This is a genomic window from Thioalkalivibrio sp. ALJT (genome assembly GCF_000381825.1).
In the GTDB taxonomy this organism is placed as follows: domain Bacteria; phylum Pseudomonadota; class Gammaproteobacteria; order Ectothiorhodospirales; family Ectothiorhodospiraceae; genus Thioalkalivibrio.
Map to the genome: position 1 here is coordinate 112,506 of NZ_KB907121.1, position 13,700 is coordinate 126,205.

Annotated in this window: 15 protein-coding genes; 11 read left to right on the forward strand and 4 right to left on the reverse strand. The window is 68.6% G+C overall.

Features of this window, described 5'->3' with window-relative positions; translation table 11 throughout:
* Positions 1-37: 37 nt before the first annotated feature.
* Complete coding sequence (gene ubiA, locus G332_RS0100525; RefSeq protein ID WP_019625038.1) at positions 38-907, forward strand: 4-hydroxybenzoate octaprenyltransferase; 870 nt, start codon at positions 38-40, stop codon at positions 905-907.
* Positions 908-922: 15 nt separating this feature from the next.
* Here ubiA and G332_RS0100530 read toward each other — a convergent pair whose 3' ends face one another.
* Entirely contained in the window at positions 923-1,489 is a 567-nt protein-coding gene (locus tag G332_RS0100530) for a ComF family protein (RefSeq protein ID WP_019625039.1), read from the reverse strand.
* A 240-nt stretch (positions 1,490-1,729) separates the two neighbouring features.
* Here G332_RS0100530 and G332_RS0100535 point away from each other — a divergent pair, with 240 nt between their 5' ends.
* From G332_RS0100535 to bioF, 4 genes are read left to right on the forward strand one after another with little or no spacing between them, the layout of a single operon-like run.
* Positions 1,730-2,188, forward strand: a complete 459-nt coding sequence (locus tag G332_RS0100535) for a hypothetical protein (RefSeq protein ID WP_019625040.1) — start codon at positions 1,730-1,732, stop codon at positions 2,186-2,188.
* Positions 2,185-3,180 carry a biotin synthase BioB gene (gene bioB, locus G332_RS0100540; protein ID WP_019625041.1) on the forward strand — a complete coding sequence of 332 codons (996 nt, stop codon included), beginning with the start codon at positions 2,185-2,187 and terminating at the stop codon, positions 3,178-3,180. Before G332_RS0100535 ends, bioB begins: the two co-directional genes overlap by 4 nt.
* A gap of 12 nt (positions 3,181-3,192) precedes the next feature.
* Entirely contained in the window at positions 3,193-3,966 is a 774-nt protein-coding gene (locus G332_RS0100545) for a class I SAM-dependent methyltransferase (protein WP_019625042.1), read from the forward strand.
* Positions 3,967-3,976: 10 nt separating this feature from the next.
* Positions 3,977-5,152 (forward strand): 8-amino-7-oxononanoate synthase, encoded by a 1,176-nt coding sequence (bioF, locus tag G332_RS0100550; RefSeq protein WP_019625043.1) that lies wholly within the window; start codon positions 3,977-3,979, stop codon positions 5,150-5,152.
* 29 nt (positions 5,153-5,181) lie between these two features.
* Here bioF and radC read toward each other — a convergent pair whose 3' ends face one another.
* Together radC and ilvD are read right to left on the reverse strand one after the other, a co-directional pair.
* Positions 5,182-5,853: a DNA repair protein RadC gene (gene radC / locus G332_RS0100555; RefSeq protein WP_019625044.1), complete on the reverse strand. Its 672-nt coding sequence runs from the start codon at positions 5,851-5,853 to the stop codon at positions 5,182-5,184.
* A gap of 82 nt (positions 5,854-5,935) precedes the next feature.
* Positions 5,936-7,789 (reverse strand): dihydroxy-acid dehydratase, encoded by a 1,854-nt coding sequence (gene ilvD, locus G332_RS0100560; RefSeq protein WP_019625045.1) that lies wholly within the window; start codon positions 7,787-7,789, stop codon positions 5,936-5,938.
* An 82-nt stretch (positions 7,790-7,871) separates the two neighbouring features.
* Here ilvD and G332_RS0100565 point away from each other — a divergent pair, with 82 nt between their 5' ends.
* From G332_RS0100565 to argA, 3 genes are all read left to right on the forward strand, one after another.
* On the forward strand, positions 7,872-8,144 hold the full coding sequence (locus G332_RS0100565) for a heavy-metal-associated domain-containing protein (RefSeq protein WP_019625046.1): 273 nt from the start codon (positions 7,872-7,874) through the stop codon (positions 8,142-8,144).
* A 178-nt stretch (positions 8,145-8,322) separates the two neighbouring features.
* Positions 8,323-8,808: a DUF192 domain-containing protein gene (locus tag G332_RS0100570; RefSeq protein ID WP_019625047.1), complete on the forward strand. Its 486-nt coding sequence runs from the start codon at positions 8,323-8,325 to the stop codon at positions 8,806-8,808.
* A gap of 165 nt (positions 8,809-8,973) precedes the next feature.
* Positions 8,974-10,362 (forward strand): amino-acid N-acetyltransferase, encoded by a 1,389-nt coding sequence (gene argA / locus G332_RS0100575; RefSeq protein WP_081619735.1) that lies wholly within the window; start codon positions 8,974-8,976, stop codon positions 10,360-10,362.
* 290 nt (positions 10,363-10,652) lie between these two features.
* On the opposite strand, the gene dksA is transcribed toward argA, so the two are convergent.
* Complete coding sequence (gene dksA, locus G332_RS0100580) at positions 10,653-11,078, reverse strand: RNA polymerase-binding protein DksA (protein ID WP_019625049.1); 426 nt, start codon at positions 11,076-11,078, stop codon at positions 10,653-10,655.
* Positions 11,079-11,241: 163 nt separating this feature from the next.
* Here dksA and G332_RS0100585 point away from each other — a divergent pair, with 163 nt between their 5' ends.
* Genes G332_RS0100585 through murU form a run of 3 tightly spaced genes read left to right on the forward strand, consistent with a single transcriptional unit; the run spans position 11,242 to position 13,694 of the window.
* Positions 11,242-12,024: a metallophosphoesterase gene (locus G332_RS0100585; protein ID WP_019625050.1), complete on the forward strand. Its 783-nt coding sequence runs from the start codon at positions 11,242-11,244 to the stop codon at positions 12,022-12,024.
* Complete coding sequence (locus G332_RS0100590) at positions 12,021-13,013, forward strand: aminoglycoside phosphotransferase family protein (protein WP_019625051.1); 993 nt, start codon at positions 12,021-12,023, stop codon at positions 13,011-13,013. Before G332_RS0100585 ends, G332_RS0100590 begins: the two co-directional genes overlap by 4 nt.
* 3 nt (positions 13,014-13,016) lie before the next feature.
* A complete protein-coding gene (murU, locus tag G332_RS0100595) occupies positions 13,017-13,694 on the forward strand; it encodes an N-acetylmuramate alpha-1-phosphate uridylyltransferase MurU (protein WP_019625052.1) in 678 nt (225 codons plus the stop codon).
* Positions 13,695-13,700 lie beyond the last annotated feature (6 nt).

Genomic DNA, 13,700 nt, shown 5'->3' on the forward strand with positions numbered 1-13,700 from the left:
TCTCCCTTGCTCCGCAAGGCTGGTAAGCTTGGCGGCCATGACCGAGCGCGAACGTCTGTGGGAACTCGCCCGCCTGATCCGGCTGGACCGCCCGGTGGGCATCTACCTGCTGCTGTGGCCCACCCTCTGGGCCCTGTGGGTCGCGGCCGATGGCTGGCCGCCCGCCTATCTGGTCTTCATCTTCGCCGCCGGGGTCGTGCTGATGCGCTCGGCCGGCTGTGCGATCAACGACTACGCCGATCGCGACTTTGACGGCCACGTCGCCCGCACCCGCGACCGACCGCTCGCCATCGGCACCATCACCCCGCGCGAGGCCCTGGGCACCTTCGTGGCGCTCAGCGTGGTGGCCTTCGTGCTGGTGCTGTTTACCAACCTGCTGACCATCCTGTATTCCCTGGTGGCCGTGGCGCTGGCGGGGACCTATCCGTTCTCCAAGCGCTTCCACCACTTCCCGCAGGTCCACCTGGGCGCCGCCTTTGCCTGGGCCGTGCCGATGGCCTTCACCGCAGTCACCGGCGAGCACCCGCCGCCCGTCGCCTGGCTGCTGTTCGTGACCGTTCTGGCCTGGACCGTGGTCTACGACACCTTCTACGGCATGGTGGACCGCGAGGACGACCTGAAGATCGGCGTAAAGTCCGCCGCAATCGCCTTCGGCGAGCTGGACCGCCTGATCACCGCCGGGCTGCAGATACTGGTCTGGTACGGGCTCTATCTGGTCGGCCAGCACGCCGGGTTCGGAGGCTACTACACGGCCGGCCTGGTCATCGTCGCAATACTGATGTTTTACCAACAGTTCCTGATCTTCGAGCGCGAGCCCGATGACTGCCTGCGCGCCTTCAAGAACAACCACTACCTGGGCGCTGTCGTGCTGCTGGCGATGGTCGCAGACCACCACCTGGGCGGCTGACCCCCCGGCGACAAGTCAGGCGCGCGCCAGCACCAGTCCCTCTACCCGCTCGGCGCCGGCCTGGCGCAGCACGCCGACCAGTGCGGACAGCGTCGCCCCGGTCGTCGCGACATCATCCACGACCAGCACGCGGCGCCCGGTCAGGCTCGGCCCCGTCCAGGCAAAGGCCCCCTTCACGTTGCGGCGGCGCGCCTGGCGCCCCAGTGCCTGCTGCGAACCCGTCACACGAATACGGCGCAGGCCGTCACAATCCAGCACCACACCCAATACCCGCGCCACCCGCCGGGCCAGGTACTCCGACTGGTTGAATCCACGTTCGCGCAGCCGTTCCGGATGCAGGGGAACCGGGAGGACCACATCGGGCCGGAGTGGTTGCTCCGTCCCATCGGTCTCCCGGGCGGTGGTGGCGACCCGCTCAACCAGAGCCGCCAGGATGCGCTCGGCGCGCACATCGGCACCGTGCTTGTAGGCCAGGATCAACTGGTCCAGCGGCCAGGCATAAGCCCAGCCCGCGTGCAGCGCATCCAGGGCCGGAGGGTGGCGCAGACACTCCGGACACACGCCGGACACCGGCAGGGGCAACGCGCAGGTCGGACAGGGGGCCGGCAGTTGCGGCAGCTCCTCGCGACAGCCGGCGCATACGGGTGGGCCGGGCTGCAGGCACAGACCACAATGCGACGGATACAGGCATTCGCCAAGGCCCTCGCCCCAGGCGACCAGCCTGCGAGTCCAGAGCCTTGACCGGCCGTGGTGAAAGCCCTGCTGCAATGAAGGTTCCACAGGCATGATGATATGCTTGTTGTTTTACATTCAGGGTAGACCATGGGCACCAAGACCGTCTCCGGGCGCAGTTCGCGGCGCGCCGCATCGATATTCGACATCGGCAACCTGATCAGCGTGTCGATCGCCGGCATCCCGCTGTTCGTGGTCAGCAGCGAAGGCGTCGGGGTCGGTTTCATCATCGCCGCCATCATGGGCATCGTGCCCCTGGTGCTGTGGTTTGGCGGCTCCATGCTCGTCTATGCCCTGAACAAGCACCACCCCGATCCACGGGTCGGGCACCACACCCAGTGGGCTGCCTACCGCTATTACGCGCTGATGGGCGCGCTGATCGTGGTCGCCACCTTCTTCCCGCCGGATCTGAACTATTACCGCGCCTACTGGGCCATTGCGGCGGCGATTCTGCTGCCCTGGACGATCTACGCGCTGTTCACCATCTACCGCGAGCCGTGGATGGACGTCGAGATTCCGGACGACTTCGAGAGGGAACATCACTCATGAGCACACCCCGCCACGACTGGAACATCGACGAGGTCGAGGCCCTGCTCGACCTGCCGCTGAATGACCTGATTTTTCGCGCGCAGACCGCGCACCGCGAGCACTTCGATCCGAACGCGGTGCAGGTGAGTACGCTGCTGTCGATCAAGACCGGGGCCTGCCCGGAAGACTGCGCCTACTGCCCGCAAAGTGCCCACCACGACGTGGAGCTGGAACGCGAGCGCCTGCTGCCGCTGGAGGAAGTGCTCGAGGCCGCGCGCAATGCCCGCGCCCAGGGCGCGACCCGCTTCTGCATGGGCGCCGCCTGGCGCAACCCGACCGACAAGAACCTGGAGCGCGTGATCGAGATGGTGCGCGCGGTCAAGGACGAGGGCCTGGAGACCTGCATGACCCTCGGCATGCTGAAGGCCGAGCAGGCGAAACGCCTGTCCGAGGCGGGGCTGGACTACTACAACCACAACCTCGACACCTCGCCGGAGTTCTACGGCCACATCATCTCCACGCGCACCTATGAGGACCGCCTGGAGACCCTGGAGCACGTGCGCGAGGCCGGCATGAACGTCTGCTGTGGCGGCATCCTCGGTATGGGCGAATCACGCCGCGACCGTGCGCGCCTGCTACAGCAGATGGCCAACCTGCCGAAGCACCCGGAGTCGGTCCCGATCAACCAGCTGATCCAGGTCGAGGGCACGCCACTGCACGGGATTGAGGACCTCGACCCGCTGGAGTTCGTACGCACCATTGCCGCAACCCGCATCCTGATGCCGGCCTCCTACGTGCGCCTGTCCGCCGGGCGCACCGAGATGTCCGACGAGATGCAGGCCCTTTGCTTCCTGGCCGGTGCCAACTCGCTGTTCTACGGCGACACCCTGCTGACCACGCCGAACCCCGGCGAGAACCATGACCTCGCGCTGTTCGAACGCCTCGGCCTGCGCCCGGAGACGGGCCCGGAGGCCTCCACGGAATCGGACCGGCCCGCCTCCGCATCGGCCTGAGCCAACCGACCGGTGGCGGGCGACTTTCCCGATCATTTCTCGGCAGTGGCGACGGCGTATGCCCGCCACCGCCCGGACTACCCCGCCGAGCTGTTTGACTGGCTGGCCGCGCACACCCCGCGTCACGAACGGGCCTGGGACTGCGCCAGCGGCAATGGCCAGGCCGCGCAGGGCCTGCAGCCGCACTTTCCCCAAGTCGTGGCGACGGATGCCGCCCTGGCCCTGCTGGCCGCCCTGCCGGCGACCACCGGGATCGACCGCATCGCCTGCGCCGCCGAGGCCTGCGCGCTGTCCGACGCCTCGGTGGATCTGGCCTGTGTCGCCCAGGCCGCGCACTGGTTTCGCCACGCCGAGTTCCATCACGAGGTCGCCCGCGTCCTGCGCCCGGGCGGTCTGCTGGCGATCTGGGGCTACGGCATCCTGCGCGCCGAGGACCCGGCGCTGGACCGCCTGCTGACCGACTTCCACGACACTACCCTGGCGCCCTGGTGGCCGGAAGAGCGCAATCACATCCGCAACCACTACCGCGACCTGCCCTTCCCCTGGCCGGAGATCCAGGCGCCCGAGTTTCGGATCGACCGCGAGTGGGACCGCGACACCCTGCTCGGCTATCTCGGCACCTGGTCGGCCATCCGCCGCGCGCAGGACGCCGGGCAGAATCCGCTGACCACGCTGGAGCCGGCCCTGTGCACGCTGTGGCCAAACGCGGACACCACCGCCCGCGTGCACTGGCCGATCTTTCTGCGGGCCGGGCTGCGGCCCCGGACCATGGGCCATTCGCCGTGAGCCATTCATCATGAGCGAGTCGCTGCAGGCCTTTCTGCAGACCCGCCTCGAGTACGTGCGCACGGACGGACGCTGGCGCCATCTGCGCACGCTGGACGGGCCACAGCAACCGGAGCAGGTCCTCGACGGCCGGCCAGTGATCGCCTTCTGCTCCAACGACTACCTGGGTCTGGCGGCCGATCCGGCCGTCGCCACCGCCGCCCGCGAGGCCGTCGAGCACTACGGGGTCGGGGCCGGGGCCGCCCATCTGATCAACGGCCACACCCGCGCCCATGTGGAACTGGAACAGGCGCTGGCGCGCTTCACCGGGCACGAGCGTGCACTGCTGTTCTCCACCGGCTACATGGCCAACCTGGCGCTGGTACAGACGCTGGCCGGCCGCCACGATACGGTGTTCGAGGACCGCTGGAACCATGCCTCGCTGATCGACGCCGTGCGTCTGGCTGGCGCGCGCAGCCAGCGCTATCGCCATGCGGATCCCGGGCACCTGCGCGAACGTCTGCAGCGGGCACCTGACAGCGGTCACCGTCTGATTGTCACCGACGGGGTGTTCTCCATGGACGGCGACATCGCCCCACTGCCGGAGCTGGCCGCGCTGGCGCGCGAGTTCGATGCCTGGCTGATGGTCGATGACGCCCACGGCCTGTCGGTGCTGGGCGCGACCGGCGGCGGCAGTTGCCAGCATTACGGCCTGGGCGCGGACGCGGTGCCGATCCTGATGGGCACGCTGGGCAAGGGCTTCGGCACCGCCGGGGCCTTCGTCGCCGGCTCCGAGGCCCTGATCGAGACCCTGATCCAGACCGCACGCCCCTACATCTACACCACCGCGATGCCGGCCACCCTGGCCGCCGCCACGCTGGCCTCCGTGCGCATCGCCGCGGCCGCCGAGGATCGGCGTGCGCACCTGCACAGCCTGCTGCAGCGCCTGGGAGCGGGCCTGGACCGACTCGGCCTGCAGCACCCGCCGCCCCTGACCCCCATCCAGCCAGTCCACATCGGCGCCACCCGCCGTGCCAGCGCCGTGGCCGAGAGGCTGCTGGCCGCCGGCTTCCTGGTCCCGGCAATCCGCCCGCCCACGGTCCCCGAGGGCCAGGCGCGACTGCGCATTACCCTGTCCGCCGCCCACACCGAGACCCAGGTCGACGCCCTGCTCCACGCGCTCGGAGCGGCCCTGGCTCACCCCTGAGCAAAAGCAATCTGCGCCGCTCTGACCGGCTACAGTTCGCCGCGCTCGGCCAGAGACACAATTTCGTCCGCGACAACCAGATGATCCAGCACGCGGACATCAATCAGCCCCAGGGCCTCGACCAGCCGACGGGTAATGGAGACATCCGAACGCGACGGCTCGGCCACGCCCGAGGGGTGGTTGTGCGCCAGGATCACCGCCGCCGCGTTGTGCTGCAGCGCGCGCCGTACCACCTCACGCGGGTGCACGGAGGCACCGTCGATGGTGCCGCGAAAGAGCTCCTCGAAGGCGATGACCCGGTGGCGGTTATCCAGGAACAGGACCGCGAAGACCTCGAACGGGTAGTCGCGCAGGCGCGCGGCGAGGAACTGGCGGGTGGTGGTCGGCGAGGTCAGCACATCGCCGCGTTTCAGGTCGGCGGCCAGGTGCCGCCGTCCCATCTCGAGCACTGCCTGGAGCTGGGCGTATTTGGCATCCCCCAGCCCGGGCGCGGCGCAGAACCCTGCCCGGTCCGCCTGCAACAAGGGGCGCAACCCGCCAAAACGGTTGAGCAGGTCACGTGCGACATCAACCGCGCTCTTGCCGGTGACACCGGTGCGCAGAAAGATCGCCAGCAGCTCCGCATCCGACAGCGCCGCCGCGCCCCGTTCGATCAGCTTCTCCCGCGGGCGCTCGGCCGCGGGCCAGTCGGTAATCGCCATCCCCACCTCCCTGTGGTTCAGTCGTTAGGTTCTATTTTCCCCAGGCGGCCGCCTGTCCTGCAGTCCCGTCTTCTGCCTTCGGTCAGTCCTCGAAGCGCGAGATGTCACGCACCGCGCCGAAGGCAGCGGAGGTTGTCATCAGCGCGTAGGCACGCAGGGCCTGGGTGACCTCGCGGTGGCGCGACTCGGGCTTCCACGCCTTCGCGCCGCGCGCCTCCATCGCTTCGCGCCGGGCTGCCAGGGTGGTGTCGTCCACGTCGATGCGGATCTCGCGCCCGGGGATGTCGATCACGATGGTGTCGCCCTCCTCGATCAGGCCGATCGCGCCGCCCTGGGCCGCCTCCGGCGAGACGTGCCCGATGGACAGTCCGGAGGTGCCGCCGGAGAAACGCCCGTCGGTGATCAGCGCGCATTCCTTGCCCAACCCCTTGGATTTCAGATACGAGGTCGGGTAGAGCATCTCCTGCATGCCGGGGCCGCCCTTCGGGCCCTCGTAGCGGATGATCACCACGTCGCCAGGCCGGATCTGGTCACCCAGGATCGCCTCCACCGTCGCATCCTGGCTCTCGAACACCCGCGCCGGGCCGGAGAACTTCAGGATGCTCTCGTCGACGCCCGCGGTCTTCACGATGCAGCCGTCCGGGGCCATATTGCCGTAGAGCACGGCCAGGCCACCATCCTGCGAGTAGGCGTGCTCGATGTCGCGGATGCAGCCGTTCTCGCGGTCGATGTCGAGGCTGTCCCAGGTCTTGTCCTGGCTGAACGCGACCTGGGTGGGCACGCCGCCCGGTGCGGCCTTGTACAGCGTCTCGGAGGCGGCGGCGTGGCGCATCACGTCCCATTGTTCCAGCGCCTGGCCCATGGTATCGGCGTGTACCGTCGGGATGTCGCGGTGGATCAGCCCGCCACGGTCCAGCTCGGCGAGGATGCCGACCACGCCACCGGCGCGATGCACGTCCTCCATGTGATAAAGCTGGGTGGCCGGGGCCACCTTGCACAGGTTCGGGACCTTGCGCGACAGGCGGTCGATGTCCGCCATGGTGAAGTCGACCTCGCCCTCGCGCGCGGCCGCCAGCAGGTGCAGCACGGTATTGGTGGAGCCGCCCATGGCGATATCCAGGCTCATCGCGTTCTCGAAGGCCTCGAAGGTGGCGATCGAGCGCGGCAGCACGGATGCATCGTCCTGCTCGTAGTAGCGCTTCGCGAGCTCGACCACGCGCCGACCGGCCTGCTCGAACAGCGACTTGCGCCCGGCGTGGGTGGCCAGCAGCGAGCCGTTGCCCGGCAGCGACAGGCCCAGGGCCTCGGTCAGGCAGTTCATCGAGTTGGCGGTGAACATGCCGGAGCAGGAACCGCAGGTCGGGCAGGCGGAGCGTTCGATGGACTCGACCTCATCGTCGCTGGCGCTGGAGTCGGCGGCCTTGACCATCGCGTCCACCAGGTCCAGATGGATGACCTTGTCGCTGCCCGGGGCCTGCACCTTGCCGGCCTCCATCGGGCCACCGGAGACAAACACCACCGGGATGTTCAGGCGCATCGCGGCCATCAGCATCCCGGGGGTGATCTTGTCGCAGTTGGAGATGCACACCAGCGCGTCGGCGCAGTGGGCATTGACCATGTACTCGACCGAATCGGCGATGATCTCGCGCGAGGGCAGCGAATAGAGCATGCCGCCGTGGCCCATCGCGATGCCGTCATCCACCGCGATGGTGTTGAACTCCTTGGCCACGCCACCGGCCTTTTCCACCTCGCCGGCCACCAGCTGGCCCAGATCCTTCAGGTGCACGTGTCCGGGTACGAACTGGGTGAAGGAGTTGGCAATGGCGATGATCGGCTTGCCGAAGTCGCCATCCTTCATGCCAGTGGCGCGCCACAGGGCGCGGGCGCCGGCCATGTTGCGACCGTGGGTGGTAGTTCGGGAGCGATAGGCAGGCATGGCGGAATCTCGTGAACGTTTACGCTGAGTTCGAATCGTACATAATGAAGGGAGCAAACCCCAGTTTCCGGAGGAAACGACCATGAAAATCGAGGTCGAGAACATCAAGTGCGGCGGCTGCGCCAGCTCCATCCGCAAGGGCCTGCTGCAGGTCGAAGGCGTCACCGGCGCCGAAGTGGATGTGGAGGGCGGTGCGGTCGAGGTCGAGGCCCCGGACAGCGCTCGCGAGGCCATCACGGCGAAGCTTGCCAGCATGGGTTATCCCGAAACGGGCTCAGTGTCCGGTCTGCGCTCCGCCAGCGCCAGGGCCAAATCCTTCGCCAGCTGCGCCGTGGGGCGCATGAGCGGCGACTAGGGGCCTGTCGGGTTTGGGCGAGCGTCGCGAGCATCGTGTGAGAGGGAGGCCCTTGAGTTCGGTCTCCCGAGGCGCAGGGGGACGATGTAAACGATGTAATGAGAGCGCACGGAAAAAGAGCCCGCTCTCCCGTACGCGCAGCCGATCCGTCCCGAATGGGACAGGTTTCTGGCAGCCCGTGAGCATCGGCTATCGCCCCTTTGGTCGGACCAGCAACAGCCGGATTGGGCTGTTGCTGGTCCTGCTGCTTCTGGGCATCGGCAACCTGCAGGCCGATGCTCGGCCCCTGCCCGTCGAGAACCTTGTCGTCGGCGAAGAGACCCTCGCGCTCGAGATTGCTGCGACCGACCGCAGCCGTCGCATCGGACTGATGCACCGCGACCACCTGCCGGACGATCACGGCATGCTGTTCATCTGGCCGCGCGCCGCGGAATACGGGATGTGGATGCAGAACACCCGGATCCCGCTGGACGTGGCGTTCATCGACGCGGACTACACCATCGTCAATATCGCCAGCATGAAGCCGCATTCCACGCGCATCCACAGCGCCCGGCGTCCGGTGCCATACGCCCTGGAGGTCAACGCCGGCTGGTTCGAGCGCCATGACATCCGGCCCGGCGACCGCATCCCCGATCTGGAATCCCTGGTACGCAACCTCGACTGACCCGGGGCTGCTGGTCCGGGGCCCGTCGGATTGGGCGCTGATCTCCTGCCTCACGCCCGCCACGATCGCCCCGACCCGAACGGCTCCCGGACCTGCAGACCACGGAGACAGCGGCACGCGAATTGATAGACTGTCCGCACCGCCGTTCAGGGATTTCGAGCTACCGTGACCCGCACCAGTCCGCCAGTCGATCACATACCCGCAACCTCACGCCGCTCCCCCGGGCCCGGGGAGCTCGCATGGTTCCGCGATGCCGTGCCCTATATCGCGGCCCACCGTGGACGCACGATGATCATCGCCCTGGCTGGCGAGGCCGCCCAGGCCGCGGAATTCCCGACCCTGATGCGCGACATCGCCAAACTCAATGCCCTCGGTATCCGGGTCGTGCTGGTCTACGGCGCGCGCCCACAGATCGAGGCCCGCATGCGCGAGCGCGGCCTGACCCCGGCCTATGCCCGGGGCCTGCGCGTGACCGACGCCCCGGCCCTGGAGGCCGTGCTGGACGCAGTCGGACGCCTGCGGCTGCAGATCGAAGGCCTTCTTTCGCGCAGCCTGGGGCAGCCAGGTACCGGGAACGCCCGCCTGCGCGTGGCCAGTGGCAACTTCGTCACCGCACGGCCGTTGGGCGTGCGCGACGGCGTGGACTTCCACTACACCGGGGAGGTCCGGGGTGTTGATACCACGGCACTCACCGCGCTGCTGGAGCGGGAGCAGGTCGTGCTGGTGTCACCGCTGGGCTATTCGCCGACCGGCGAGGTGTTCAACCTGTCCGGCGAGGACGTCGCCACCCAGGTCGCAATCGCCCTGAATGCCGACAAGCTGATCTTTCTCACCGAGGCCGGGGTGCTGCGCGACCCCCGACACGGCGTGCTCGACCAGCTCACCGTGCCGGCCGCACGCGACCTGCTGGAAACCACGCCCGACCTGCCAGAAGAGCTCGCCAATCACCTGCGCAGCGCCATCGACGCCTGCGGGGCGCGCGAGATGCGCGTGCATCTGGTGGATCGCCACGGCGATGGCGGGCTGCTGACCGAGCTGTTCACGCGTCAGGGCATCGGGACACTGGTCTCGCGCGAGCCCCTGGAACAGCTGCGTGTGGCCACGCTCGACGATGTCGGCGGCATACACGCCCTGCTGGAACCCATGGAAGCCGAAGGCATCCTCGTTCACCGCGCACGCGAGCACCTGGAGCTGGAGATCGACCGCTTTCGGGTGCTCGAGGCCGATGGCCTGGTCATTGGCACCGCCGCGTTGTATCCGTTCGAGGCGGACGCCGGCGAGATCGCCTGCCTTGCCCTGCATCCCGACTATCGCGGGAGCGGCCGCGGAGATCGTCTGCTGCAGGCGATGGAACAACTGGCACAGGAGCAGGGTATCCGGCGGGTCTTCGTACTGACCACGCGCACCGCCCAGTGGTTTCAGGAGCGCGGCTACACCCCGGGGCAGGTGGAGGACCTGCCGGCCAGTCGCCAGGCCCGCTACAACCAGGCCCGCAACTCGCGGGTGTTCACCCGAACGCTGGGGAACCACCAGGAGCCTGTCGGGTCTGGATGATCGTCGCGAGCAGGGGCAGGAGATCGAGGCCCTTTCTTCGGTCACGCAAGGCGCAGCGCAGGGACCGTGTAACGAGAGGAAGCGGAAAAGAGACCACTCGCCCCGGTGGCGCAGCAGATTCGCCCCGGATCCGACAGGCTCCCGGATCAGTGCGCCCGCCCGCGCTGGAGTCGCTTTTGCCTGCGCAACAGGCGTGATGACCGCTCCGCCATCACGCTGAAGAAAGGGCCGCAGATCCGCGCGGGCACCATTCGATCAGCGCCGCGCCCCCCACAGGCCCGGCCCCGGGGCTACTGCCCGTAGCGGGCCTCGTCGCGTTCGTGAGCCTCCTGGGCCGCCACGCTCAGCGTGGCGATCGGGCGCGCCTCCAGCCGGGCCAGGCCGATCGGATCGCCGCTTTCCTCGCAGTAGCCGTATTCCCCGCGCTCGATACGCAGCAGCGCCGCGTCGATCTTGTTCAGCAGCTTGCGGTAACGGTCGCGGGTACGCAGCTCCAGCCCGGCATCGCTTTCATGGCTGGCGCGATCGTTGGGATCCGGCTCCTGCCAGCTTTCCGTACGCAGGTGCTCCAGGGTCTGCTCCGATTCCTCGATCAGCTCGGCACGCCAGGCCTCGAGCTTGGCGCGAAAGTAGTCCAGCTGGCGCGGATTCATGTAGGGTTCGTCCTCGGACGGACGGTACCCGGAATCCGGGTGGGTCTTGGCTTCTTGGCTCATCTCGGGCCCCTCGCCAGGCCCCCTCCCGCCCCATGCGGTCAGGCCCCGGCGCGATACGCGGTACACCCGTTCGAGTATAGGGCAATCCCCCCGCCGGACGGCAACCGCACGGGCCCGTCCGAATGCACAATACAGGCCGCCAGCCACCAACCAGTCGGGTCGCATGCAACGGATTATTCAGATCAGCGATACCCACCTCGGAACGGAGCCGGGCCCGATCCGGCCCGGCTACCCGGACAGCGACGACCAGCTCGCGCGGGTGCTTGCGGCCCTGCGCCGGGAACAGGCCCGACCGGATCTGCTGTGGCTGACCGGGGACCTCGCCGAAACCCCGGACCCGAAGGCCTACGACCGGCTCCTGCACCTGCTGCAGACATACGTCGGGGACTGGCCGGTCGGCGGCCTGGCCGGCAACCATGACGACCGGGCGCTGCTGCGCGCCGCCCTCGCCGGCGCGGGCCACCCGGTGGATGGCCACCGCGTCCTCGGCGAGTGGCTGCTGATCGGGGTCAACTCGGCGCAGCCGGGCCAGGCCGCCGGCCACATCGACCCGGCCGAGCTGGAACGTCTCGACCAGCTCCTGAGCACGCATCCTGCACACTGGGCCGTGATCGCCATCCACCATCCGGTGGTGCCGATCGGCAGCGCCTGGATGGACCGCATCGGCCTGCAAAACGGTGCCGACCTGCTGGGGCTACTGGATCGCCACCCCCGCGTGCGGGCCTGCCTGTTCGGCCACATTCACCAGGATTTTCAGGCCCGGCGGGGGGCAATCGAACTGCTCGGCTGCCCCTCTACCTGCGTCCAGTTCACGCCCGGGTCGCAGGATTTCGCCGTGGAGCGTATCCACGCTGGTTACCGCGTGATCGAACTGCACCCCGACGGGACCATCACCACCCGGGTGCAACGCGTGCCCGGCGAGCTGCCCGCGGAGAACGAAGCATGATCCCGGACGACGCCCGCAGCCGCCAGCTCCGGGACTGGCTGGAGACACAACCGGGCAACTGGAGCGAACTTGCCCTGCTGCGCGCGGACGCCAGCTTCCGGCGCTACTTTCGGGCGCGCCATGAAGGGAATCCGGTGGTGCTGATGGACGCCCCGCCGGAGCGCGAGGCGACCGAACCATTCGTGCGGATTGCGCAACTCCTGCAGGCGCTCGGGCTGCGCCCGCCACGGGTGCTGAAACACGACGCGGCCGCGGGCTTCGTGGTACTGGAAGACTTGGGCGACAGGACCTTCACTCGGGCACTGGCCGAGGGAGAACCCGAGGGCGCCCTGTACGATCGCGCCATCGACACCCTGATCCAGTTGCACCGGGCCTGGCCCGCGACCGCCGCAGCGGTCCCGGCCCTGCCCGCCTACGACCGCGAACGCCTTCTGGATGAGGCCGTGCTGCTGGTGGACTGGTATGGCGCGGAGGCCGCCCCCCCCCTTACGGCCGCCAGCCGCGATGCATTCCTTGCCGCCTGGACACAGACGCTGGATCGCCTGCCCCCCCTGGCGTCGACGCTGGTGCTGCGTGACTTCCACGTCGACAACCTCATGCTCCCCCCCGACACCGAAGCCGGGTGTGCGGTACTGGATTTTCAGGATGCCGTGATCGGCAGCCCGGCCTACGACGTCGTCTCCCTGCTGGAGGATGCGCGGCGCGAGGTCTCGCCGGCGACGGTCGAACGCGGACTGGAACGCTACCTCGCCGCCAGCGGCTGCGAACGCGCGGCCTTTCTCCAGCACTATCGCGTACTGGGGGTGCAGCGCACCACCAAGATCCTCGGGATCTTCGTGCGCCTGGCCCGACGCGATGCCAAGCCCCGCTATCTGGAACACCTGCCGCGTCTGGAGCGACTGCTGGCGCGGGGGCTGGCCCACCGCGACCTCGCCCCGGTCCGGGCCTGGTTTCAACGCCACATGCCGGAACGGCTCGGGGAACGCTAACCGATGCGCGCGATGATCCTGGCGGCCGGGCGCGGGGAACGCATGCGCCCGCTGACCGACCACTGCCCCAAACCTCTGCTGGAGGCCGGCGGTCAGTCGCTGATCGGACACGCCCTGGCGCGCCTCGCTGCCGCCGGCTATCGCGAGGCCGTGATCAACCTGGCCTATCGCGGCGAACAAATCCGTACTGCCCTCGGCGCACAGCAGCACGGGGTAATGATCCGGTATTCACCGGAACCCGAGGGCGCACTGGAAACCGCCGGCGGTATCCGCCAGGCCCTGCCATTGCTGGGTAACGCGCCGTTTCTGGTCATCAATGGCGATGTCTGGTGCGATCACCCGCTGCTGCCGCCCCCCCGCATGCTGGCGACTGGCGCCGCCGCCCCGCTGGCGCATCTGGTACTGGTGGACAACCCCGGACACCACGCTGCGGGCGATTTCGGCCTACAGGGGGAACAGGTGCTGCAGGACGGCGGCACGCGCCTGACCTTCAGCGGCATCGGGTGGTACCACCCACGGCTGTTCCGGGACCTGCCCCCCGGACGCCAGCCATTGGCCCCGCTGTTGCGCCAGGCCATTGCGGACGGGCGGGTCACCGGCGAACACTACACCGGCGACTGGCGCGACATCGGCACCCCGGAACGCCTGGCGGCGCTGAACGCGGATCTGCAACCACGCTAACGCCCG